This is a genomic window from Mesorhizobium sp. M4B.F.Ca.ET.089.01.1.1 (assembly GCF_004022605.1).
Lineage (GTDB): Bacteria > Pseudomonadota > Alphaproteobacteria > Rhizobiales > Rhizobiaceae > Mesorhizobium > Mesorhizobium abyssinicae.
The window spans coordinates 1-458 of sequence record NZ_RZOS01001401.1; the positions used below are offsets into that span (position 1 = coordinate 1).

Sequence of the window (458 nt, forward strand, 5' to 3'; positions counted from 1 at the left end):
GGACAACAACCTGCTGGTCGCCTCGGCAGGCTCCGGCAAGTCCGCGACGATGGTCGGCAAGGTTGCCTACGTGCTGGAGAAGCAACTCTATCGGCCCGACGAGATCCTGCTCCTAGCCTATAACAAGAGCGCAGCCGATGAACTCAGGACGAGGATCGCTGCGCAGCTGCAGGTCCCGGAGGACGCCCTGGAGTGCCGCGTCACGACGTTTCATGCGCTTGGGCGCGGAATCATCGAGGAGATCGAGGGCCGGCCAGCCCAGCTCGCCAACTGGGTGGATCATCCCGCTGGCGAAACAAGGGTTATCGAGGCGATCATCCAGAATCTAAGCGAGGGCGACCCGGAATTCGCCCGGATGTGGGCCGAGCTTCTCGTCGTGCATCCCAAGGCGGACATCCCGATAGAGGTATTCGATGGGGAGGCTGACTACCGGCGCTACGTATCGGACACCCTTAGAA

Annotated in this window: 1 protein-coding gene; it reads left to right on the top strand. The window is 62.0% G+C overall.

Going from position 1 to position 458, the window contains the following annotated elements; genetic code table 11:
* A partial coding sequence (locus tag EN780_RS37680; RefSeq protein WP_145971057.1) for a UvrD-helicase domain-containing protein occupies positions 1–458 on the top strand: 458 nt, incomplete at both ends.